At 68.8% G+C, this 2,142-nt stretch carries 2 protein-coding genes; both read left to right on the plus strand.

Translation table 11 applies throughout. The features are described from left to right. Positions 1–699: ABC transporter permease subunit (locus FVW20_RS13240; RefSeq protein WP_196609984.1), on the plus strand; the 699-nt coding region annotated here is incomplete at its 5' end. Between the two features lie 201 nt (positions 700–900). Continuing rightward, positions 901–2,142 (plus strand): PAS domain-containing protein (locus FVW20_RS13245; RefSeq protein ID WP_196609985.1); only part of this gene is annotated, 1,242 nt, incomplete at its 3' end.

Below are 2,142 nucleotides of genomic sequence, written 5' to 3' on the forward strand. Positions count from 1 at the left end.
GGCTGGGCCTGGCCCGACCTGTGGCCCGCCGCCCTTGGCGGGCGCACGGCGGCTTTCGTGCTGGCCAACCGGCAGTCCATAGCCGGGGCGCTGGCCTCGTCCACCCTGTATTCGCTGGCCGTGGTGGCGGTGACCCTGTGCGTCTGCATGGCCCCGGCGCGGCTGCTGGCCTTCGGGCGGTTCCGGGGGAGGGCCGCGCTGGAGGGGTTGCTGCTGGCCCCGGCCCTGCTGCCCGCCATGGGCTTTGCCCTTGGGCTGTACGGCGCCCTGGTGCGCCTTGGTCTGGCGGATACCCCGGCGGGCGTGGTGCTGGTGCTGTCGGTGGTGTCGTACCCGTACATGCTGCGGGCGCTGGCGTCCGGCTTCGAAACCGTGGGGCCGGACTATGGCCGTTGCGCCGCCAATCTGGGTGCCGGGCCGTTGCTGCGCCTGCTGGCCGTGGAATTGCCGCTGCTGCTGCCCGCCGCCGTGGCGGGCGGGTCGGTGGTGTTTCTGGTGGCCTTTTCCGACTATTTTCTGGTGCAGCTTGTGGGGGGCGGGGTTGTTCCGTCGTTCACCGGGTATCTGTTCCCTGTGTTGCAGTCGCCGGACAGGGGGCTTGCGGCCATGCTGTCGCTGGTCTTTCTTGTGGCGCCCGTGTCGCTGTTCATGCTGGTGGAGGGGCTGGTGCTGGCCGTGTACCGGCGGCGCGGCATGTAGAAGAAGGGCGGCAACGCGGAAAGTGATGTCTTGCTGACGTCATTGCGCGTGCAATCCGCATTGTGGCGTGGTATCATGCATCATGGACCTGTACCCGTTGCCCGGCATGGGGGCATTCCCCTGCAGGGGGTGGCGGCGCCGCGGAGCGCGAGTGTCCGGGGCGGCATGGATGACGGCACGAATCAGGCCACAGGGGGGCGTATGGACTTCATCAGAATAGATGAGCGGACACGGGCTCGTTGGCAGCAGTCGCTGGACACTCTGGCGCGGCTGCTGGGCATTCGCGTTGTCGCCATCATGCGGCTGTTCCCGGGGGGGCTTTCGGTGCTGCTGTCCAGCAATACGGCGGGCAATCCGCTGGTTCCGGGCATGCGCATCGCCACCATGGCTGGCGGCACGTACTGCGACGCAGTCGTAGAGTCAGGCAGGCCGATCTATGTGCAAAACGCCCTGGACGACCCGCTCTGGCGCGACAGTCCCATGGTGCAGGCAGGTTTTGTCGCCTATCTGGGGTACCCCCTGCTGCTGCCCGACGGACAGATGTACGGCACGCTGTGCCTGCTGGACACGCGCCAGTGGCTGGTATCCGGGGTGCACCGGGGCATCGTGGACGATTTTCACGGCCAGGTGGAGGAAACCCTGGCCCTGGCCTACGAGAACGCCCTGTTCGGCGCGCAGCAGGATACTCTGCCTTCCGCCGCGCTGACCGTGGACATTCGTGGCATGGTGGCGCGGGTCAACCGCCGTTTTCCGAAAGTGTGGGGCCTTGATGTGGATGCCCCCGGACTGGTGGGCCGCCCGCTGTCCGAGGTGCGCACCCTGCTGGCGGATCGTCTGCGCGACCCCGACGCCATCGTCGGCGTCCTGCCTGCCGCCGAGGTGGGGCTGGCCGCCGAACCCTTCACGCTGGCCGCACAGGCCGTGCCTTCCGCATCGGCCCCTTCGGCCCGTATGCCGAACGGCGCCAGCGGCTATCCGGTGCTGCTGGCCGATGGCCGCGTGCTGCGGCGCACCTGTCGGACCCTGCGCGGCGAGTACGGGCGGACCTGGGGCAGCGTGTGGCTGTTCGAGGACGTTACCGTGGAGGTCCGCGCCCAGGAAGCCCTGACGCGCAGCGAGGAGCGGCTGAAGCTGGCCCTGGACGCCGCAAGCGAGGCCCACTGGGACTGGAACTTCGAGACCGGCGAGTTGTATTGCAGCCCCCGTTATTACGAGATGCTGGGGTATGTGCCCGGTGAATTCGAATGTACCCATGATGCCCTGCGCAACCTGATGCACCCCGATGACCTGGGCGAGGTCACCGCCGCCCTGTGCATGCCTGACCCGGCGGTGTCGCACGCGGTGGCCGCCTGCGGCGTGGGCCAGTTCGAGGTGCAGTTCCGCCTGCGCGCCAAGGACGGCGGCTGGAGGTGGATGCTGGCGCGGGGCCGCGTGCTGGCCCGG

The sequence above is a fragment of the Nitratidesulfovibrio oxamicus genome (genome assembly GCF_015731765.1).
Taxonomy (GTDB): Bacteria; Desulfobacterota; Desulfovibrionia; order Desulfovibrionales; family Desulfovibrionaceae; genus Cupidesulfovibrio; species Cupidesulfovibrio oxamicus.